Below are 19,185 nucleotides of genomic sequence, written 5' to 3'. Positions count from 1 at the left end.
CCGTCGGGCCGAGGGGAGTTGGAGGTGCGATCATACGACGTCCACCGTCTTTCTCTCGGAGCTGGTGCGGCAGCCGGCCGGGCGCACGGCCTCGGCGGTCCGGGTGTCGGCGGGCCCCGGACGGTGCGGTCCGGTGACGACCCCGCAGCATCTATTAGCGGCGGGCCGGCCGCGGCGCTCAACCCGTACCGACCCCTACCCGAGGGGCCGGTGAAAGCCTGGAAATCAGGGGCTGTTGGGCTGTGTGCCGGGTTGTGTTCGCACGGTGGTTCCGGAGAGTGTGACGGCACCGCCCGCACGCGGTGACGTGCGGGCGGTGCCGTCGGTCGTTCTCGGCGGCCGTTCCGGCGGCCGGGGACGGGTCAGGAGCGGTTGGCGCTGGAGGGGCCGAAGAACTCGATCTCGGAGATGGCCACCTGCTTCTTGGCGGATGCCGCGTGGGCGGATTCGATGGTGAAGCGGACCTTGGTGACCTCGCCGACGCGGAACGGGCGCCGCTGGCCGCCGGCGCCCTGGTCCAGGGTGAGGTCGCGGGTCTTGACCGACCCGTCCTTCATGGTGATCGTCGCCTTGACGCGGTGCGGCAGGGCCGACTCCCGCAGCTTGTCGGCGCGGGTGGAGACACCGGGGGTGATGATCACGTCGAGCAGCCGGGTCGGCTCGGTGAAGCTGGCCTCGACCCACTGGCCCTGGCCGGACTCCGAGATGCCAGGACCCCACCAGGTGTTGCTGAGCTTGTCGATGAGGAGTTCGGGATTGTGGCCGGGGAAGGAGCGCGAGGCCTTGATGCCGTCCGGGGAGACGGGGGCGCGCTTGGCGAAGTGGTCGCGGGTGTTCTGGACGCCGTCGGGGATGTACATGAAGCCGAGGACGGCCAGGGTGGCCACGACGGCGACGGTGATCCAGGTGCCGATGCGGTCGAAGACGCGGCGCAGACGGGGACGGTCGCCGGCCCACGGGGTCTCCTGACGCCGTCCGCCGAAGAGCCGCCGCCACCAGGGGGCGCGCAGGGAGGCCTGGTCGCCGCTCGCGACCAGGGGCATGGCGCAGCGGGCGCAGTAGTGGCGGTCGGGGCGGTTGGGGGTGGAGCACCACGGGCAGGGCGGGCCGTTGGCGATGTCCGGCTGGTGGCCGGGGGCGCGGACCTGCGGCCGGTCCGCGTCGGGGCGGCCGGGCAGCACGGGCGCGACGGTGGGGGGCGCGGCCGGGGCGGGCGCCTCGGGGTCGGCGACGGGGACGAGGAGCGAGCGGGCCCGGTCGGACATGGTGTCGCTGAGCCCGTTCGGCGCGGGCGCGGGCGCGGCGGCGGAGGGGACCGGGGCGGTGGGGGCGGTCTCGTCGGTGCCGGGCGCCGGGCGGGCGGCGGCTCCCGCGGCGTCGTCCGGGCCCGCGGCACCTCCCGCACCGTGGGCCGCGGCGTCCGGGGTGTTCCCCGTGCCGGGCGTGCCCCCGGCGGCGCCCGCGGCGCCCGCGGCCGCGGTGCGGCGCGGCTGGGGCAGCGTCGGGTTCTCCCCGATGGCCCCGGCCGGTTCGTCGGCGGATGCCGCGGCCGGGCGGCCGGTGCGGGCGGGCGGCACGCCCGCACCGGCGAAGGCGTCGAAGCCGGGGCGCTGGTCGGACGCGGCGGCGGGCTGTGCGGTGCGGGCGGCGCCGGCCTGGTCCCAGCTGAGCACGGCGCCGCACGCGTCGCAGAAGGACTGGCCCGGTTCCGCGGGGGTCCCGCACTCGGCGCAGTTCTGCGTGGTCATCTCTCCGGGGTCCTTTCGGAGGCGGTCACTTCGACCGTGTAGGGCATGTGGGCGGGGCGGGCGGCGGCGACCAGGGCGTCCAGCCGGTGGACGTCGACGGGCCTGGGGTCGGGCAGCCGGAGGGCGACGTGCAACTGCGGGCGGGGGCGGCCGGGGAACGGGCCGAGCGGCCGGGCGTTCCACGCGGCGCCGCCGCTCTCGGTGATCTCCGGCGCGACGCCGAAGGCGAGCCGGACGGTCTCGGACAGGCCCTGCAGCGTGCCGCGTACGCGGTGCAGCCGGGCGGCGGCGGCGACGGCGGCGCGCAGCATGGGTTCGGCCTCGGTGCCGTCGGTCTCCGCGCCGACCCAGGTGCCGAGCCACTGGGCGAAGTCCGCCGGGGTGAGGGCGGGGTCGAAGTAGGTGTCCAGGCAGTCCAGGACGTTCAGGATGGGCGCGAGGACGTCGTCGAGCCCGGCGACGAAGCGCAGCGCGAGGTCGTCGTCGGCGAAGACGGCCGGCAGCATCGACGCGATGGGCAGCGACGAGCCGAGTCCGTCGACGGAGCCCCGTTGCGAGGCGGACTTCACGCGCCGTCCCCGATCACGCGGACCCGGTGGTCGTAGGAGAAGACCAGGGCGGGTGCGTCGAGGTCGATGCGGTTGGTGGGGTCGCCGCGCTTGCCGGTGAGCGGGTCGGCCGGGTGCAGGACGACCTCGTCGACGAGTTCGACGCCGGGGACGCGCTGGAGGACGGCGAACAGCTCACCGGTCTGCACGGGGCGTCCGAAGGGCCAGCCCTTGCCGTCGGAGCCGCCGGTGAGCGGGTCGAGGTGGCGGTAGAGGGCGTCGTGGGTCTGCCGGCGCACGCGATCGGCGTCGACGTCGCGGAAGGCGTGCACGGTGGCGACGACGGTGACGCCCTGGTAGTAGGGCGGGCCGACGGCGAGCCGGGTGCCGATCAGGCGGCGTTCGTCGAGGTGGCGGGTGATGCGGTTCAGGAGGGCGTCACCGGGGACGAGTTGCTCGAAGCGGAGCCGGCCGCCGGGGTCCGGGACGGCCTGGGGGACGACGAGGACGCGGACGGCGTGGGCGCCGTACTCGTTCTCCGCGCCCTCCAGGCAGGTGATGCGGGCGGTCTCGGGGGCGGCGCGGCGGGCGAGTTCCTCGTAGTCGCGCAGTGTGACGGCGCGTTCCTGGGCGCGCAGCGTGATGGGCGCCCGCAGCTTGGCCTCCTCGATGGTCTCGCCGTCGACCCCGCCGAGCGCGGCCTCCCGGTTGACGACCTCGGAGACGTACGGGATGGAGGTGCGCAGCACCTGTACGGCGCCGCGGGCCACGTTGCCCGCCCTGCCCCCGCCGGTGCGGTAGCGGCGGGCGCGGACGACGGCGCCCTTGGGCGGCACGGCGCCGTACTGGCGCAGGGTGCCGTCGGCCTCGCGGACGGCGGGGCCGAAGCCGATCTCGCCGGTGGTGGCGTCGACGGTGATGTGGTGGTCGTCGGCGTGCGAGCCGGAGAAGTGCGGGACGACCTGCCAGTCCTGCCAGCCGTCGTCGGCGGCGGTCTGGAGGAGGACCGACGGTTCGCCGGCGACGACGGGGGCGTGTTCGAGCCGCAGCCGCTGGCCGGGCAGGCCGGTGGACTCGCCGAGGGGCTCGTCCAGGACGGTCTCGGCGTGGATGGAGCCGGTGGTGCCGCCGATGGTGTAGGCCTCGGCGGAACGGATGGTCGGCGAGGTGGTGTAGAAGGGCTGGCCGCTCAGCGGTTCGGTGACCCGGCAGCGGATCCAGCCGGCCTCGTGGCCGCCGTTGCGGGACAGCACATGGCCGCCGGGTATGTGGAGCACGACGTCGCCGGGGCGGTTGAGACCACCGGTGCCGTCGCGGTCGACCTCGCAGGGCTGCCAGCCGTCCTCGGTCCAGGCCTCCCAGACCAGCGGCGGCTGGCGCGGGTCGACACCGACGCCGTCGACGCGGCTGTCGAGTTCGAGCGCGAGCGCGCAGTCCGGGACGGCGGCGCTGAGGCCGATGAGCATGCAGTCGCCGGGGCCCGGCGCCTCGGCGAAGCACATCACGTCCTTGCTCTCGGCGAGGTCCGTGGTGCGGTCGCTGACGGCTTCGCCGCGGGTCTGCGTCACCAGCCGGTCCATCGCGCACGGGACGATGCGCAGGTCGTGCTCGGTGGCGAACACGATGGCCTCGTCGCGTTCGGTGCGCAGGGTGGCGACCTCGGTGCCGACCGGGACGAGGATCGTGTCCTCCTGCGGCGCGGACAGCCAGAAGGTGACGTCCGTGCGCGCGGCCGACGGCGGGAAGAGCGTGATGCCGACCAGGTCCAGGAAGGCGAGGTGGTTCTTGTCCGGGACCCGGTTGAGCCGGTAGACGATCTGGTCGGCCATGTGGGCCATCGTCTCCACGAGCGTGACACCGGGGTCCGAGACGTTGTGGTCGGTCCACTCCGGGGCGCGCTGCTGGATGTAGCGCTTGGCATCGTCGACGAACTGCTGGAAGCGGCGGTCGTCGAGGTTGGGAGAGGGCAGGGGCATCAGCGGTCGCTTTCGGGAGAGCCCGGGAGGCCGGCCGGCGTGTCGGGGAGGTCGGGCTCGTCGTGGGAGGGGATGACGTAGAACGGGAAGACGAGGCTGCGCGGGTTGTTGGTGCCGCGGATCGAGTAACGGACGTCGATGAAGAGGACGTTCTGCTCCTCGCCGGTGGTGACGTCCACGTCGTGGACCTCGATGCGCGGTTCCCAGCGGTCCAGGGTGACATACACCTCGTGCTGGATGCGGCCGGCCGTCTGCTCGTTGACGGGGGCGAAGACGAGGTCGTGGATGGCGCAGCCGAACTCCGGGCGCATCGGCCGCTCCCCGGGCGCGGTGGCGAGGATGAGCCGCATGGCCTCCTCCACCTCCTGCTCGCCGCTGACGAGGGCGATCCCGCCGGTGGGCCCGATGCGCAGGGGGAACGACCAGCCGGAGCCGACGAACTGTTCGGCCATCAGAGAACAACCTGCCTTCCTCGGAAACGCTTCGTCACAGGCCCGGCATGGGAGGGGCTATGACCTTGAAGACGGGGGCCTTGACCTCGAACTGGGCGCCGATGATCCGTGTCATGACGGAGTTGATCTGCACGTTGACGGTGCCGGAGATGGTCGTCGCGGCCCCGGCGCTCAGCGTCGCGGCGCCGGCCGCACCCAGGTTCAGGGCGCCTCCCGCGTTGACTCCGACCAGACCCCCACTGCGCACGTTGACCATGCTGCCGCCCTGGATGCTGAGGGGTCCGCCGCTCTTGATGGTGAGGGCGCGTCTGGCGCTGAGCGACAGGTCGGTGCCCGCCTCCACCGACACCGAGCGGCTGCCGGTGATGCTGACGGAGCCCTTGCTGTCGACGGTGATCTCGGTCTTGGTGCGGTCGAGGTTGATGGTCAGCCTGTCGTTGCCGCTGGCGATCCGGACACCCTGCTTGCGCCCGCCGGTGCGCTGGCTGAGCAGGTCGACCCGGTTGCCCTGGCGGTCGGACAGGGTGTGCCGCACGGCCTTCTTCTTCAGGCCGTCGTGCAGCGGCACGTCGCTCTTGGTCGGCACGTCCCGGCCGTTGTAGAGGCCGCCGATCACGAACGGGTGGTCCAGCGCCCCCCGGTCGAAGGCGACCAGTACCTCGTCGCCGACGTCCATGGGGAAGATGCCGCCGCCCGCCACGCCGCCCATCTGGACGCTGCGCGCCCAGTCGCTGACGTAGGTGTCGTCCAGCCACGGGAACTGCAGCTTGACCCTGCCCTGCTTGAGGGGGTCCTGCACGTCGGTGACGATGGCGTTGGCGACACTGGGCAGCCGGGCGGCGCTCGCCGGGTCCGTGCCGCCGCTGCCGCCCGAGGCGAGCCCGTACAGGGAGCGCCACTGGCGTCCGCTGACCGTGATCCAGGACTCGTAGGCGACGCCGTCGCCGAAGTGGTGGCGTACCGAGGTGACGGTGTACTTGCCCTCGAAGGGGGTGCCGACGTCGGCGAGGGCGACGGGGACGCCGGGCCGCAGGTCGGGGTGGCCGTTGGCGGCGACCTCCAACTCGGCGAAGGAGGCGGTGACGTCGGAGGCGAGGGCCTTCGCGGCGTTGCGCACCTCGTCCTGCTTGTCGTACGGGCTGGCGGTCTCGACGAGCTTGCCGGGCTTGAACTTGCCGGCGGCCGTGCCCGGCGTCCACTTGATCTTGATGCCGGGGTCGGTGGTGGCCGGCGCGATCTCGGTGATCTTCTTCTTGGTGGTGACGTTCCAGCCGCGCGACTCGACCTTGCCGATCTGGTCGGCGGCGGTGACGGCGGCCCGCAGCCGCAGGATGTCGTGGCCGGCCTGGAGGACGAAGGTGCTCTGGTCGCCGTCCGTGTTCGGCGACGGCGCTCCGGCCGACGGCTTGGGCGTGACGAACCGGAACTTCCCCTTGGAGTCCAGGTACATGATCATCTTGTTCTCGTCGGCGAGCCGGGCGAGGAAGTCCCAGTCGGTGACGTTGGGCTGGGCGATGAACCCGTAGGTGCCCTTGGTCGCCTGGATGCGGCCGACGGAGACGCCGTCCATCTTCACCAGCTTGCGGGCGATGTCGGAGGCCTTCTGGTTGCGGTACGCGGCCACCCGGCGCTGGCGCATCAGCCGGTGCCCGTAGTCGTAGCCGCGGATGACGGTGAAACTGCCGGTGCCGTCGTAGTCGGTCTCCAGGCCGGTGACCTCACCGGTCAGCAGGGGGTTGTTCTTGCCCTGCCCGTCGGCGATCGGCGTGATGACGACCGGGGTGCCGAACTGCACGTTCAGGTCGCCGAGGAGCTTGTGGTACGGGTCGCGGAAGGTGAGCCGGAACGCCGCCGGCACGTTGACGCCCTGGTCGACCCAGCCGTCGGTGAGCATCGGGGCGATGTTGTCGGGCAGCTTGGCGCCGCCGATCTTCACCTCGACGATGCTGGAGAAGGAGGGACGCACCATCAGTGAGGCACCTCCTCGGTGGCCGGCAGGATGAGTTCGGTACCGGTCGGCAGACGGGACGGGTCGTCGATGCCGTTGGCCTCGGCGATCACCCGCCACGCGTTGGCGCTGCCGTACTCGCTCCAGGCCAGCGACTGGAGCGAGTCCCCCGCGACGACCCGGTGCACGCGCTGGGCGGTGAGGGCGCCGGAGGTCGGGTTCTGCCTCGGGGTCGGGCCGGGAATCTCGACCAGGGCCATCTGGCAGGTGGCGCGGATGGGGACGCCGGCGGTGCCGAAGAGCGTGTACTGGGTCTCGATGGACGCGACGTAGGCGTTGAACCGGGCCGTGGAGAACGAGCCCCACTCGAAGATCACCCAGGGCGGTGACGGCTGCTTGGCGGCCAGGCTCTTGGCGGTGACCTCGCAGCAGATCAGCAGCGACTCGACCTTCTTCATCACGGTGTTGCCGCCGGGCTTCATCGAGGAGTCCAGGAAGATCTCCAGGGTCATCTCGCGCGGCTCGGCACCCAGGAACTGCGGCTTCGCGGCCTTCCGCACGGCCGCCGTCGGGGTCGCCTTCCACTGGGAGCGCTGACTGATCGACAGCTGCGCCGGGTTGAACTCGAACGGGAACCGCTTGATCAGCGCACCGGGCGAGGTGGACTTGCCGGTGGGCGGCTCGTGGATGGCGAGGTTGGCGCGTACGAGGCTCTTGCCGGCGCCCTTGCTGCTCTTGGCCATGGTTCTTCCTCTCTGCTCCGCGGCGCCGTCAGTCCGTGAACCCGTGGTGGGCGATCTCCAGGACCTCGTTGGCCACGGACGCGCTGCCGGGGTCGAGGCTGGGGCCCTGCCAGCTCACGGGCAGGACGTCGATCAGCCCCCAGCGGGCGACCAGCGACCCGTCCGCGCGCAGGGCGGAGATCTGCGCGGTGGGCCGCTGGATGCCGGTCTGCACCGACGAGATCCACTTGGCGACCTTCGCCGTGTCCGGGGTGAGGGGGCGGGTCAGCCGGATGTTGGAGTAGGTGACGCGGGTGGGCAGCTGCCAGACGAAGCCGTTGTTGCCGCCCTCCTGGCGCTGTTCCACCTCGACCTGGGTCGACAGCCCCTCGCACCCGTTGAAGTAACCGAGGCTCTCGCCGTCGATGGCGAGGCTGAACCAGATGGAAGAGCCCGGGTCCTTACGGGTCATCGGGGGTCGACCTTTCTTGTCGGGGAGCGGTGGCGGCGGGCGTGGCCCTCGGTGCGGTCCGGCCGTCCGGCTGGGCCGGTGCGGTCCGGTCAGCGCGGGTCGCGCAGTCTGCCGATCCGTTCGCGGTCCATACGCAGTTCGGTGCGGACGAGACGGGTGACGCGGCCGATGATCCGGTGCACCAGTTCGTCGAGCTGGAAGTCGGTGAGTTCACGCGGGTCGAACCCGCCCTCGGGGACTGCCGTGTACGCGGGCGGGGGATCCTCGGGCGGTGGTGCGCCCGCGCTCGCCTCGTACGGGGGCGGCGGGTCGCTGCTGTACGGGGGCGGTGGCTCGGCCGGGCCGGGTCGGGACGGCGGGGGGTCCAGCCGGGTCAGGTTGTCCACCACGGTGGCGGCCGTGGCGGAGGCCAGGGCGGCGGTGGTGCGGCTGGCACGGCGGGAACGGCGGAAGAACCGCTGGACCGGCGGCCCACCGGCGGACCCGGCCCCGGACCCGGCGTCGCCCGGGGCGAGGGCCTCCGGCATGGCGTCCGCGGGCTCCGCCTGCGCGGCGACCGGCATCTCGGGCCGGGCCGCCGACGGCCGGGGCGGTGTGAGCGGGGCCACCGGGAGCGGGGCTCCGGTGGCGGCGGCGCGGGACACGGGCTTGCGCAGGGGTACGGCCTTGGCGGGCGCGCGCTGGACGACGGGGGGCGTGGACCCGCCGCCTCCGGGCAGCGGTGGGGGCGTGAAGGGCGGCGCCGCCGGGGGCGCCGTCACAGCCGCGAAGGGGGGTGTGGCGGGTGTGGCCAGGGAGGCGAAGGAGGGTGTGTCGGGCGTGGCCAGGGCCGCGAAGGGCGGTACCGCGGGCATGGCGGCGGTGGCGGTGGCCGTGGTCGTCGTCGTGACGGGGGGTGCCGCGGGCGCGACGGACTGGGTGGTGGCCCGCTGGACCGGCGGTCGCGGTGTGCCGCCCTCGGTCGCGGAGGGCACCGGCGCCGGGGACCGGGTGGTGAGCGAGGTGGTGTCGCGCGGGGGCGCGGAGAGGGGCGCGCCGAGCGGAGAACGACGCGCGGGCGCCGCGGTCGGCCCCACCGGTGCGGCGGTGGACTCCGGTTCCTGTGCCGGTGCCGATGCCGGTGCCTGTGCCGGTGCTTGTGACGGTGACTGTGTCGTCGTCGGGACCGGCGTCACGGTCGGGCGTACGGCGCTGACCGGGCCGGACGAGGTGGGCGCGCCGAGCCCCGGTCGCCGCCCGGCCGCGCTGCGCTGCACGGGGGCCGCCGGGGCTGTTGTCCTGCCGGTCTCCGGCCGGGACAGCGGTACGGCGGGCGTGGGCGCGGTACGGACTCCGGGCGTGCTGGGCGAGGCGGGTGCGGTGACCGTGGCGGCAGGGCCGGGGCCGGTCGGTGCCGACGGCTCCGCCGGTGTGGCGGGGGGCCGCGGTGCGCCGGCCGGTTGAGCCGGGGACGGCTGGGCGGCCGACACCCGGCGCTGGACGGGGGGCTGCCGGCCGTCCGAGGGACCTTCGGCCGCCGACCCGGCTCGCTGGACCGGGGGACCGACGGGGGTGGCTCCCGGCGCGGACGTCGGCGAGGGAGCCGCTGTGCCCTCGGTGGGCGGGGTGCCGGTGCCGGTCGCGGGGGTGGTGGCGGGCCGGGACTCCGTCGGGCGCACCGGGGCGGCCCCGCCCTGCGCCGCGTCCGAGGTGGTGCCGGACGCGGGCGGGACCGGCCGCGCGGGGGCGCGGGACCCCGACTCGGGCCGGGACACGGCACGTTGCACCGGGGCGCCGGTCGCCGCGGCCTCCGGCGAACCGGTCCGGCGGTCACCTGCGGGGGCGGGGCGGGCGGGCTGCGCGGTGGCTCGTCGGGCGGAGGGTGTGTCGTTGCCCGCCGGGGGAGGCGTGCCGCCGTCCGTGCGGCGTACGGCACGCTGCACCGGCGGCGTCGAGGCCGCGGCGTCGGTCGGCGCGGGGCTGGACGGCCGTACGGCGGCGCGCTGGACCGGCGGTGTTCCGGACGCGGAGCCGCTGTTGCCCGGTGCGGGGGTCGGCGGGGTGCCGCTGCCGGTCGGTCGAGTGGTGGTGGCCCGCTGGACGGGCGGGGCGGTGGGCGTGGTGCCGACGTCCGGCGCGGTGGCCGCCGGGTTGGCGCCGCCGTCCGGTGCGGGGGTCCGCCGTACCGGGTTGTCCGCCGCGCTGCCGCTGTCGGCCGGTGCGGCGGCCGGGTTGCCGCTGCCGGGCTGTGCCGGGGAGCCGGACCGGCGTGTGTCGGCGCGCTGGACCGGGGGTGTGCCGGGTGTGCTGCCGCTGTTGCCCGGTGCGGGAGTTGACGGGGTGCCGCTGCCGGTCGGTCGAGTCGTGGTGGCCCTCTGGACGGGCGGTGCGGTGGGCGTGGTGCCGACGTCCGGCGCGGTGGCCGCCGGGTTGTCGCCGACGGGCTGCGGGATGCTGCCGCGTCCTGCCGGGGCGTCCGGCGTGGGGCTGGACGGCCGTACGGCGGCGCGCTGGACCGGTGGGGTTCCGGACGCGGTGCCGCTGTTGCTCGGTGCGGGGGTCGGCGGGTTGCCACCGTTGGACGGCCGTGCGGTGGCCCGCTGGACCGGGGGTGTGCCGGACGCGGTGCCGCTGTTGCCCGGTGCGGGGGACGAGGGGGTGCCGCCGCTGGACGACCGCGGCGTGGTGGTCCGTTGGACGGGCGGTGTGCCGGACGGGGAGCCGCTGTTGCCCGGTGCGGGGGTCGGCGGGTTGCCACTGCCGGTCGGTCGAGTGGTGGTGGCCCGCTGGACGGGCGGGGTGGTGGGCGTGGCGGCGACGTCCGGCGTGGGGCTGGACGGCCGTACGGCGGCGCGCTGGACCGGTGGTGTGCCGGACGCGGAGCCGCTGTTCGCCGGAGCAGGGGCCGACGGGCTGCCGCCGCCGGGCCGCCGTACCGGGGACGCCGGTGCCGTCGCGTCGCCGGACGCGGTGACGGCCGGTGTGGTCCCGGAGGCGTCGGGGGCCGGTGTGGTCCCGGGCGCGGACACCGCCCGCTGGACGGGTTCCTGGGCCGGCGCGGGCGCGGGGGTGACGGAACCGTGGGCCGGGGAGGCGCCCCCGGCCGGTGCCGAGCCGGGGTCCGCTCGGTCGGCGTCCGCCGACGAGGGCGCCGAGCCGGAGGCCGCCGGGGCGGCTCCGGTGGTCCGGCGGCTGGCCGGCAACGCCCGGCGCTGCACGGCCGGCGATCCGGACGGGGCCTTGGTCAGCGACTGCCGCGGACGCGGGGCGGCGGGCGGCGCGGGCACCGGCGTCACCCGGACCCCGCGGGAGGGCTGGGCCGGGCTGCTCGCGGGCGCGGCGGACGACGCCGGCGCGCCGGAACGCGCCCGCTGGACCGGCGTGGCCGCGGGCGCGCTCGGCGACGTGCTCGCCGTCGGAGCCGCCGACGGCGTGGGACGAGCCGCAGACGTACCCGACGCACCACCGCGCGCCCTCGGGGCGGAACCCGTGGGCGCGGTCGGTGCCGTGGCCGGTGCCGTGGCCTGGGCCGGTGCGTCCGCCGGTATCGCGCGCAGCGGTGCGACCGGCATCCGCTGTACCGGCGGTGGGCCGGCCGGGCGGGCCAGGGGCGTGGACGAGGTCCGGCGGGCCGGCGAGTCGAAGGCGCCGGACAGCAGGCTGTCGCCGGCCGCCGGGTTGAGTACCGCCGGGGACGGCGCCCCGGTGAACGACGGGTCCTGCCACGTCGGAAGGCGGCCGCCGAAAGCGGCGTCCGCCACCCCCGTGCGGCCCGCTCCGGTGGCGCGCTGGATCGGCGGCAGGCCCGTCCAGGCCGCGACGGACACGGGCGCGGGTCCGGGCGCGGATGCCGCACGTCCGTCCGCGCCCGGGTCCGGACGCGAGCCGGTGTCCGCGGGCGGACCCGTCTCGGTGGACGGGGCCGCCGCCGATGCCGCGATCCCGCCCCCGTTCCCGTTGGCTCCGCCGTCGTCGCGACGGCCCCGCAGCCGGTCCAGGAGTCCCACCGATCAGCCCTCCGCCGTGCCTCGCGTCACGAGGGACGCGATCTGGTCCGTGTACCGGCGGCGGTCCTGGTGTTCCAGGTCCAGGATCGCCTCCAGGCTCCAGTGGAAGTGGTAGGCGACGTACGCGATCTCCTCGTGCAGCCGGTCGGTCGCGTACGTCACGATTCCCCCAGGCGGCTCCCGCCGAGTTCCACCTCGAAGGGCTCCGAGCAGTGCGGGCACTCGACCGCCGCGCGCGTGTGCCCCTCCGCGTTGATCTGGCGGTAGAAGTCCTGGAGGAACGCCAGGTCGGAGGCGAACATGTTCTCCACGACGCCGTCGTGCACCATCGCCAGCGTGCCCAGCCGGGTGATGACCCGGCCGAGCAGCACCACCGACAGGTACGCCGGGTTCTCCTGCACCCGCACGTCGCGCAGCGGGATCAGCTCGTCCCGCGCCGTCGACAGGCGCATCACACCGTCCCGGTGCACCGTGCCCGACTCGTCGACGTACCCGCGCGGCAGCTCGAAGGGGAACTCGGTCTGCATCTGCTGCCTCGGGGCGGTGTCGACGGGGGGCCCGGCCGGAGGGCCGGCCGGAGAACCGGCCGGCGCCTCCGTGGGCGCGGCGGCGGGAGCCGAACGGGGGAAGTCCGCTCCCGCCGCCGCGGACTGGGGTGCCGCGGCGGGTGCCTTGGCGGTGCTACGGCGCATTACTCGACGACCAGTTCTTCGAACACGATGGTGATGGTCTCGGTGAGCGCGTTGGTGTCACCCGCCTTCAGGGTGCCCGCCACGACCTTGCTGCACCAGGCGTTGCGCAGGTTCCAGCGCTTGACCGGGTTGTCCTCGTAGTCCATCACGATGATCGTGGCGTTCTTGCGGGCGGTGGCCATCCGGCCCGCCATGGAGTCGTTGATCCACTGGGTGAACACCGACGACTGGCTCATACCGCGCTCGACCTGGACCGAGCCGTCCTTGGCCACGCCCGGCATCAGGGTGACGTTGTTGCGGCCGGTCGTGCCCTGGTTCTGCTGGTACCTGATGACGTCCTGCTCGATCTGCAGGTTGGAGACCGAGTTGAGGTACTCGACCATCACACCGTCGATCTGGATGCCGAAATTCGGTGCGACGAGTACGTCTTCGGGCTTGGGGAGAGACATGAGTTCGCTGTCCTTCTAGAGGATGTGGGACAAGGGCGGGGGCGCGTTCCGCCTACTCGTCCAGCTCGCCGCCGCCGCTGGAGAACTGGGCGAGCCGGAAGATGACGAACTCGGCGGGCTTGACCGGCGCGATGCCGATCTCGCAGACGACCCGGCCGAGGTCGACGGACTCCGGCGGGTTGGTCTCCTCGTCGCACTTGACGTAGTAGGCCTGGTCGGGGCTCTGGCCGAAGAGGGCGCCGTTGCGCCACTCGTTGACCAGGAACGCGGAGACGTTGCGGCGGATGCGGGCCCAGAGGTTGTGGTCGTTCGGCTCGAACACCACCCACTGGGTGCCGATCAGGATCGACTCCTCCAGGTAGTTGAAGTACCTGCGGATGTTCAGGTAGCGCCACGCCGGGTCGGAGGAGAGGGTGCGGGCGCCCCAGACGCGGATGCCGCGGCCGGGGAAGGAGCGGATGCAGTTGACGCCGATCGGGTTGAGCAGGTCCTGCTCGCCGCGGGTGATCTGCAGCTCCAGGTCGACGGCGCCGCGGACCACCTCGTTGGCGGGGGCCTTGTGCACGCCGCGCTCGGAGTCGTTGCGGGCCCAGATACCGGCGACGTGACCGCTCGGCGGGACCAGGCGGGACTGGCCGGTGGCCGGGTCGAAGGACTTGATCCAGGGGTAGTACAGGGCGGCGTACTTGGAGTCGTAGCCGGCCGTCTCCTGGCGCCAGACGCGGATCTGGCGGGCGTTCTGGCTGGGCGGCGGGTCGATGATCGCGACGCGGTCGCCCATCAGCTCGCAGTGGGCTATGAGACCGAGCTGGACGGCCTTGACGGCCTCCAGGTCGATCGCACCGCGCTGGTAGGCGGCCATCAGGTCGGGCACCGCGACCATGGAGATCTCGTCGATCGCCTCCAGGCCGCCGAAGCCGGTGCGGTCCGAGGAGTCGCCGAGGTACTGGGCGGGGCCGGGGTGCGCGCTCTCGGCCTGCCCGGCCGGAACGGCGGGGGCGGCGGACGGCGGCGCGGGCAGCGTCAGGCTCTGGTTCTCCGGCCGGACCAGCTGCGCGGACGGCGCGGCCTCGGTCACGGTGATGAGCTTGGAGCGCTCCTTGACCTGGGTGACGACGTAGGAGCGGTTGCCCTTCTTGGCGCTCACGTCGAAGGTCTCGACCGGCTTGTCGCCGTCCTTGACGATCAGCTTGAAGCGCTCGGCGGGGCCCTCGCCCTCGGGGTCGGCGACCTCGACGGTCAGCGGGCCGCTCTGGCCGGCCGCGGTGGCCGTCACGGCGAAGGTGCCCAGCTGCTTGGGCTCGGCGGCGGGCAGCGCCTTGGCGGTGCTGCCGGTGACGGCCGCGGGGGCGGCGGCGCCGTTGACCGAACCGTCGGCGGCGGCGTCCTCGGCCGAGCCGCCGACGCGGACGACGTAGGCGGCCGAGCCGCCGTTGTTGAAGAACCCGTAGACGGAGTGCGCGAGGTAGTACCCGCCGGTGAAGTCACCGAAGGCCGCGACGTACTGCGTCCAGTTGGTCACCAGCGTGGGCTCGTTCAGCGGGCCGGTCGGGGCGAGACCGACGAAGGCCGCCACCGACGTGCCCACTCCCTCGATCGGGCGCGAGCCGCTGGCCACCTCCTCGACGTAGACGCCGGGCGACAGGTAGGACGGCATGCTCTGCTCTCCTCGGGGTACGAGACAGGACGCCCCTCAGCCTCACGCGCGCGTTGCCGCCGCCGAAACGTCCCCGGGTGCCGGAGCAGGGGCAGGTTCCTTGCCCCTGGTCGTGCCCCTTGGGGCAGTCTCCCCTCGTTTCCCCTCGTTTCCCCCGCGGACCACTGGTGGTTGTCCGGCGTTTCTGCTTCAACATCATGTATTGAGTGTCAGTTCGCCAGGATGTCATCTTGCGATCACGTCCGGTATGGGAAACGCGCCGTCCCGTCGCGCCGGGGGCGCGGCCTTGCCGAGTGGGGGCCGGTGACGGTGCCGGTGACGGGACGTCAGGAAGGGTTGTCCGTGTCGGACCGCTTGCACGAAACGCAGAGACACCGTCCGTCCGGGGCCGCGGCGGTCCCGTCCCGCCCGCAGGCACGTCAGCAGCGGCCACTGGCCTCCCTGCAGGCCGGTGCCGGAAACAAGGCCGTCGCCGCGGCGATCCAGCGCGCGACCGCCACGCGTGAGGCAACCGGGGCCACAGATCGGGCGCAGGCGAGTTCGTCGGGGACGCAGGGGTTGGTGGCCGGCCTCGAACGGTCGGGCTCCGTCTCCGCCGCCGTCGGTACGCCCGTTTCGGCGGCGCAGTCCGAGCAGGCTCCGGCGGAGCGGCAGGAGGACGCCGAAACGCGGAAGCAGGCAGCCGAGGCCGAGGCGCAGAAGCTGAAGAGCCAGGTTGAGGCCAAGTCCGAGGAACGGAGCAAGGCCGCTGCCGATGTGTGGAGTCACACCCAGCAGGCGGCCGGCGCCCGGAAACGGGCAGCAGAGGCCGAGGCCCTGGCGGAACAGGGGAGGACGAAGGCTGGTGACGCGGAGGCACTGCGCAAGACGGCGGAGCGCGACAAGAGCCGATGGGAAACCGCTGTTGACGCGGAGGAGGGAAATCGGGCGCGGGCCCAGTCTGCCCTGGAGCCGCTGGTCGAGGCGGAGGGCACGGCGCAGGACAGGAAGGCTGCGGCCGAGGCCGACCTGAAGAAGCGGAAAGAGAGTGTCGAGAAGGCCAAGGCTGCGGAGGCCGCGGCCAGGACTGCGCTGAAGGTGCTGAACGACAAGGCCGAGAAGGCCAGGGCCGCGCAGGCTGCGGCGGAGGCCAAGCTGGGGGTGGTGAACCAGAAGGCGGAGCAGGCCGAGGCCGCGGAGGCTGCGGCCAGGGCCAGGCTGGCGGCGTTCAGGGACAAGGCCAGGGCTGAGGAGGAGGCCCGGAACAACGCGGGGGAAGAGGTAGCCGCGCGGGCGGCGGCCGAGGAGAAGGTGCGGAAGAAGGCGAGGGACGCCGAGAAAAAGCTGCAGGGTGTGGTGGATAAATGCACCAAGACCACGAAGGCGGCAAAGGAGAAGGTGGTTGCCGCCGAAAACAAGAGTAATGAACGGAAGGGGGAGGCTGATGAGGCGACCGGTGAGGAGTCGGAGGCCAATACTGCGTTGACGCAAGCCTCGGCGGATACGGCGGAGGCTGAGAAGCAGGTAATTGACGCCGGGGTGGAGATGAATACCCGGGTGACCGAGTTTGATGCTGCCAAGGCTGATCGTGAGGCGGCGGAGGAGACGCTGAGGGGGTTCGAGAAGGCCAAGCAAACGGCAGAGGGTGAGGTGGCGAAGGCCCAGGCCGTTCTGGAAACGCATGTCAAGAGCAAGAAGGCCGCCGAGGAACAGACGGTGCTGGCTGAGCAGGAGGTGACGGATCAGCGGCAAATAGTGGCCGAAGCGCAAGCGGCGGCGGCCACCGCGGCGCAGGAGCAGCGGAAGGCGACGGAGGACGAGGCCGAGGCGCGGGCGGCCGAGGCCGTGGCCGTGAAGCGGGCTGCGGAAGCCGCGAAGGAGACGGCGACGTCGGCAGAGCAGGCGCCGTCGGCGGAGACGGCGACGTCCGACGCGAAGAAGAAGGGAAAGCGGGAACGGCTCAAAGAAGGCGCCAGTATGACCAAGATCAAGCAGGTGATGGATCCGCTCGACGTCGGCTTCCTTCGCGTCAGTTCGCCGACGGCGGGAGGGGTCAAGAGCAACGCGACTGCCCACTCGAACACTGGGCAGTTGGGCGACATCGCGACGCTGGGAGTGGTGGAGACCGTCCACAACGTGATGGTCAGCGTCGCGGGAGGGATCAACGACGCTCGTGGCTATGTGACCGGAAGGAAGACGGGCAAGGAGAGCGAGAAGAAGGGCCCGGATGGGCACCAGGCGTCCAAGGACAAGAAGGGGAAGTCGGCCGGCGCCGCATCCAACACCATGATGGCGGCCAATGACACCGTCAAGATGGTCAGTAATGTGAAGAAGAGTACTGGCGTCGAAGCGGGCGTGTTGGCCTTGGACGAGGCGTCCGGCGGCCTCATCATAGGCTTTTCCGCACCTCTCCTCGCCCGTGACGCCTTGGCCGGTGCGGGTGCGATCAATAAACACCACAACCTCAGGAAGGATTTCCGAAAGATATCCGCGAAACGCCCGGAAAACCTTCAGAAGGTCTTCGACGATCTTGGGGTGGCGACTGAACAGCTGGCTCAGGAAAGCTCAAAGCTGGCAGACCCGCAGGGCGGTTCGAACAAGGAAACAATAGACGAAATCGAGCGCCTCAGGGAGGATATCGAGCGCTCCCGGGGGGAGTTGCTGGGAAACCTCTCCTTCATCAACGAGTACGTCATACGAAAGCAGAAGAACAAGATCTTCAAGCGCGGGGCCGGTGTCACGGGGAACGCGGCGCGCATCACAGCCGCCGCCCTGACGATCGCAGGTCTCACCGGGGCGACCCTCGGTGTGGCCGCGCCCGTCATAGGCGGTGTGGCGGCAGCCTTCCTGGGCGGAGGTGCCGTCTACAAGGGGGCCAAGAAGGGCGCCAAGCGTGTCGAGGTGATGCGGGATCCCACGAAATATGCCCGGACCACGCCGGCTCAGCAGGAACCCGAGCAGTCCCAGAGCGCCGAGCAGACTCAGAGCACGGAGCAGACTCCGAGCACCGAGCAGACCCAGAGCACGGAGCAGACTCAGAGCACCGAGCACGAGCAGGGCTCCGGAGAGTCCAAGGGCAAGGGGCAGAGAAAGCGCGATGCGGTACTGGAGTTCGTCAAGCTGACGAAATCTGTGGACCAGGGCGAGCGTCAGCTCATGGCACAGGAGCTCTATGCGTTCGCGGCCGGTCCGGCCGTCCCCGCGGGCAAGAACGTTCCCGACGACATCCGCAAGATGGCGCGTGTCATGCTCGAAAAGATCAAGTGCGGCCATGAAAGGCACAATCAGACTCGGGAAGAGTGGGAGGCCTCGCTCAACGACCCCACACAGCAGAAGACGTGGGAGGCGAAGATCGCCAAGGGGATGGCCTCCTGAGCGCCGCGGAGGGATGCGCGAGCCGCGGGGCGCCGGCTCGCGTCGGACCGGCAGGGCCCCGGTTCGACGGCACTGCCCCCGGCGTTGCCCGCGTAGACCTGTCGGCGACGGGGAAGCTCCGGTAAGGCTGAGGGTCACACGTACGGTGTCGAAGGGAGCGCATGGTGCGCGCGCACGAGGAAGCCGCCGACCAGCAGGCCGCCCGGGGCGGCCGCGCTCCACACCGGGCCGCGCCCGCGCCCACCACCGGAGTGAGCGGAGCGCCGATGACCCCGGCGACGGTCCTGGCGCTGCAGAGCGCCGCCGGTAACGCCGCCGTCCAGCGCGTCGTCGCCCGGGACGCACACCAGCACGGACCCGGCTGCGGGCACACCGTCCAGCGCCGTATGGATCCGGACTCGCACCAGCACGGCGCCGGCTGCGGGCACGACGGGATCGACGACCGGAGCCCGGAGGGGCAGCACCAGCTCCTGAAGGAGGCCAAGGGGGAGCCCAGCTCGACGCTCCCCGGGTCCTTCCTCGACAAGGCGGTGCCGTTCTACGACAATCCCGCCCTCGCCGGGGCCCGCATGTACACGGGCCCGGTCGCCCAGCGCGCGACGGCGGCCATGGGCGCCGAGGCCATGACGATCGGCATGGACGTGTACCTCGGCCCGTCCGCCATCGGCAACGAGGAGATCCTCGCCCACGAGGCCAGCCACCTCGACAAGAACAGCCGGGGAATCACGGAGACGGGCAGCGCGAGCGGCGGCAGCCCCGCCGTCACCGATCCGGGGCAGGGTTCCGAGGTCGCGGCGGTGAACGACGGAGCGGCCTTCAAGGCCGGGCACACCACCGCCCCGTCCCTCGTCGCCCAGCGAGCGGTCGCGGACGACGTGGAGGACGGGGCGTAGTCCCCGGGCGCCGCACGAACGGCCCTTTGGGGCAACGCCCTCTGCCCTGCTGCTTCCTGACGCTGCGTCGACCTCCTCGTAGCGTCGGCATGTGAGCCTGTGGACTTCGCTGGAGCCCGCGTCCGCGACTGTGGACCCCGGCAGTAGTACGCGTGTGCGCCTGAGGGTGCGTAATACCGGTGACGTGGTGGATGAGTACCGGTTCGAGCCAGTGGGGGATGTGGCTCCCTGGACGACGGTGGAGCCGCAGACGCTGCGGTTGTATCCGGGGACGACGGGGACGGTGGA

At 72.7% G+C, this 19,185-nt stretch carries 15 protein-coding genes and 1 pseudogene; 4 read left to right on the top strand and 12 right to left on the bottom strand.

All coding sequences use genetic code 11. From position 1 onward, the window contains the following. Positions 1 to 362 precede the first annotated feature (362 nt). The 8 genes from ACH4D3_RS39660 to ACH4D3_RS39625 all read right to left on the bottom strand — a co-directional run bounded on the left by ACH4D3_RS39660 (position 363) and on the right by ACH4D3_RS39625 (position 8,720). Positions 363 to 1,748, bottom strand: coding sequence for an NADase-type glycan-binding domain-containing protein (locus ACH4D3_RS39660; RefSeq protein WP_398332627.1), 1,386 nt, complete (start codon positions 1,746 to 1,748; stop codon positions 363 to 365). Continuing rightward, the gene (locus ACH4D3_RS39655; RefSeq protein WP_398332656.1) at positions 1,745 to 2,254 is read right to left on the bottom strand and encodes a phage tail protein; all 510 of its coding nucleotides are present in this window, start codon (positions 2,252 to 2,254) and stop codon (positions 1,745 to 1,747) included. The genes ACH4D3_RS39660 and ACH4D3_RS39655 overlap by 4 nt, the downstream gene beginning before the upstream one ends. 59 nt (positions 2,255 to 2,313) lie before the next feature. Further along, positions 2,314 to 4,272 carry a putative baseplate assembly protein gene (locus ACH4D3_RS39650; protein ID WP_398332626.1) on the bottom strand — a complete coding sequence of 653 codons (1,959 nt, stop codon included), beginning with the start codon at positions 4,270 to 4,272 and terminating at the stop codon, positions 2,314 to 2,316. After that, positions 4,272 to 4,724 carry a GPW/gp25 family protein gene (locus ACH4D3_RS39645; RefSeq protein WP_398332625.1) on the bottom strand — a complete coding sequence of 151 codons (453 nt, stop codon included), beginning with the start codon at positions 4,722 to 4,724 and terminating at the stop codon, positions 4,272 to 4,274. Before ACH4D3_RS39645 ends, ACH4D3_RS39650 begins: the two co-directional genes overlap by 1 nt. A 34-nt stretch (positions 4,725 to 4,758) precedes the next feature. Beyond that, positions 4,759 to 6,693, bottom strand: coding sequence for a VgrG-related protein (locus tag ACH4D3_RS39640; RefSeq protein ID WP_398332624.1), 1,935 nt, complete (start codon positions 6,691 to 6,693; stop codon positions 4,759 to 4,761). Continuing rightward, positions 6,693 to 7,415, bottom strand: a complete 723-nt coding sequence (locus tag ACH4D3_RS39635) for a LysM peptidoglycan-binding domain-containing protein (RefSeq protein WP_398332623.1) — start codon at positions 7,413 to 7,415, stop codon at positions 6,693 to 6,695. The genes ACH4D3_RS39640 and ACH4D3_RS39635 overlap by 1 nt, the downstream gene beginning before the upstream one ends. Before the next feature lie 28 nt (positions 7,416 to 7,443). Beyond that, positions 7,444 to 7,866: a phage tail protein gene (locus tag ACH4D3_RS39630; RefSeq protein WP_003974727.1), complete on the bottom strand. Its 423-nt coding sequence runs from the start codon at positions 7,864 to 7,866 to the stop codon at positions 7,444 to 7,446. A gap of 89 nt (positions 7,867 to 7,955) precedes the next feature. Beyond that, complete coding sequence (locus tag ACH4D3_RS39625) at positions 7,956 to 8,720, bottom strand: hypothetical protein (RefSeq protein WP_398332622.1); 765 nt, start codon at positions 8,718 to 8,720, stop codon at positions 7,956 to 7,958. On the opposite strand from ACH4D3_RS39625, the gene ACH4D3_RS39620 reads away from it, so the two are divergent. Next, positions 8,686 to 9,309: a hypothetical protein gene (locus tag ACH4D3_RS39620; protein WP_398332621.1), complete on the top strand. Its 624-nt coding sequence runs from the start codon at positions 8,686 to 8,688 to the stop codon at positions 9,307 to 9,309. The two genes, ACH4D3_RS39625 and ACH4D3_RS39620, sit on opposite strands and share 35 nt — an antisense overlap. Before the next feature lie 2,546 nt (positions 9,310 to 11,855). Here the strand turns inward: ACH4D3_RS39620 and ACH4D3_RS39615 are convergent. Genes ACH4D3_RS39615 through ACH4D3_RS39600 form a run of 4 tightly spaced genes read right to left on the bottom strand, consistent with a single transcriptional unit; the run spans position 11,856 to position 14,650 of the window. Continuing rightward, positions 11,856 to 12,014, bottom strand: a complete 159-nt coding sequence (locus ACH4D3_RS39615; protein WP_007450918.1) for a DUF6760 family protein — start codon at positions 12,012 to 12,014, stop codon at positions 11,856 to 11,858. Then, positions 12,011 to 12,544, bottom strand: coding sequence for a hypothetical protein (locus ACH4D3_RS39610; protein WP_109035221.1), 534 nt, complete (start codon positions 12,542 to 12,544; stop codon positions 12,011 to 12,013). The genes ACH4D3_RS39615 and ACH4D3_RS39610 overlap by 4 nt, the downstream gene beginning before the upstream one ends. Next, entirely contained in the window at positions 12,544 to 12,993 is a 450-nt protein-coding gene (locus ACH4D3_RS39605; protein WP_003974723.1) for a phage tail protein, read from the bottom strand. Before ACH4D3_RS39605 ends, ACH4D3_RS39610 begins: the two co-directional genes overlap by 1 nt. A gap of 52 nt (positions 12,994 to 13,045) precedes the next feature. Continuing rightward, complete coding sequence (locus ACH4D3_RS39600; protein ID WP_398332620.1) at positions 13,046 to 14,650, bottom strand: phage tail sheath subtilisin-like domain-containing protein; 1,605 nt, start codon at positions 14,648 to 14,650, stop codon at positions 13,046 to 13,048. A gap of 561 nt (positions 14,651 to 15,211) precedes the next feature. Here ACH4D3_RS39600 and ACH4D3_RS39595 point away from each other — a divergent pair. The 3 genes and pseudogenes from ACH4D3_RS39595 to ACH4D3_RS39585 form a co-directional block, all read left to right on the top strand. After that, positions 15,212 to 18,004: a hypothetical protein gene (locus ACH4D3_RS39595; RefSeq protein ID WP_398332619.1), complete on the top strand. Its 2,793-nt coding sequence runs from the start codon at positions 15,212 to 15,214 to the stop codon at positions 18,002 to 18,004. 161 nt (positions 18,005 to 18,165) lie between these two features. Next, on the top strand, positions 18,166 to 18,897 hold the full coding sequence (locus tag ACH4D3_RS39590) for a DUF4157 domain-containing protein (protein WP_398332618.1): 732 nt from the start codon (positions 18,166 to 18,168) through the stop codon (positions 18,895 to 18,897). Positions 18,898 to 18,988: 91 nt separating this feature from the next. Further along, a pseudogene (locus tag ACH4D3_RS39585) lies at positions 18,989 to 19,185 on the top strand (hypothetical protein); the annotation flags it as partial.

The organism is Streptomyces sp. NPDC018026 (assembly GCF_044327745.1).
Lineage (GTDB): Bacteria > Actinomycetota > Actinomycetes > Streptomycetales > Streptomycetaceae > Streptomyces > Streptomyces rubrogriseus.
Note: the sequence above shows the minus strand (reverse complement) of the source record. Positions and strands in the feature narration are given on the sequence as shown.

What these genes read in the sequence shown, in the direction of transcription:
- ACH4D3_RS39630 (WP_003974727.1), bottom strand. Translation starts at nt 7,866, where the DNA reads ATGACCCGTAAGGACCCGGGCTCTTCCATCTGGTTCAGCCTCGCCATC.
- ACH4D3_RS39625 (WP_398332622.1), bottom strand. Translation starts at nt 8,720, where the DNA reads ATGCCCGCGGTACCGCCCTTCGCGGCCCTGGCCACGCCCGACACACCC.
- ACH4D3_RS39600 (WP_398332620.1), bottom strand. Translation starts at nt 14,650, where the DNA reads ATGCCGTCCTACCTGTCGCCCGGCGTCTACGTCGAGGAGGTGGCCAGC.
- ACH4D3_RS39590 (WP_398332618.1), top strand. Translation starts at nt 18,166, where the DNA reads ATGGTGCGCGCGCACGAGGAAGCCGCCGACCAGCAGGCCGCCCGGGGC.
- ACH4D3_RS39645 (WP_398332625.1), bottom strand. Translation starts at nt 4,724, where the DNA reads ATGGCCGAACAGTTCGTCGGCTCCGGCTGGTCGTTCCCCCTGCGCATC.
- ACH4D3_RS39640 (WP_398332624.1), bottom strand. Translation starts at nt 6,693, where the DNA reads ATGGTGCGTCCCTCCTTCTCCAGCATCGTCGAGGTGAAGATCGGCGGC.
- ACH4D3_RS39650 (WP_398332626.1), bottom strand. Translation starts at nt 4,272, where the DNA reads ATGCCCCTGCCCTCTCCCAACCTCGACGACCGCCGCTTCCAGCAGTTC.
- ACH4D3_RS39635 (WP_398332623.1), bottom strand. Translation starts at nt 7,415, where the DNA reads ATGGCCAAGAGCAGCAAGGGCGCCGGCAAGAGCCTCGTACGCGCCAAC.
- ACH4D3_RS39660 (WP_398332627.1), bottom strand. Translation starts at nt 1,748, where the DNA reads ATGACCACGCAGAACTGCGCCGAGTGCGGGACCCCCGCGGAACCGGGC.
- ACH4D3_RS39655 (WP_398332656.1), bottom strand. Translation starts at nt 2,254, where the DNA reads ATGCTGCCGGCCGTCTTCGCCGACGACGACCTCGCGCTGCGCTTCGTC.
- ACH4D3_RS39610 (WP_109035221.1), bottom strand. Translation starts at nt 12,544, where the DNA reads ATGCGCCGTAGCACCGCCAAGGCACCCGCCGCGGCACCCCAGTCCGCG.
- ACH4D3_RS39605 (WP_003974723.1), bottom strand. Translation starts at nt 12,993, where the DNA reads ATGTCTCTCCCCAAGCCCGAAGACGTACTCGTCGCACCGAATTTCGGC.